The following is a 240-nucleotide window of genomic DNA, read 5'->3' on the forward strand; positions in this document are numbered from 1 at the left end:
CGGCGCTGGAGTCGGCACCCGGGCGATATGTGATGCAATAAGCCACGAGCCTGTTCGGCGCCTCGCAAGCCCGCTCAGCAAAAAATGGCGGAAGGCAGCCGGAGTCGAACCTGCCCGGGAACGGATGCCGTCCCCAACCGGGTTTGAAGCCCGGCCGCGCCACCGGGCGCGATTGCCTTCCTTGAACTCAGTGGTGGTCTTTTTGCGCCAAGGCACTGTCGAGACGGATCTGGCGTTTGT

1 tRNA gene is annotated in these 240 nt (G+C 63.8%); it reads right to left on the reverse strand.

The features are described 5' to 3' along the window. Nucleotides 1–85: 85 nt before the first annotated feature. Nucleotides 86–181: transfer RNA gene (locus tag SB772_RS45120), tRNA-Sec, on the reverse strand. Between the last annotated feature and the right edge of the window lie 59 nt (nt 182–240).

The organism is Paraburkholderia sp. SIMBA_030, from assembly GCF_046535245.1.
GTDB lineage: Bacteria > Pseudomonadota > Gammaproteobacteria > Burkholderiales > Burkholderiaceae > Paraburkholderia.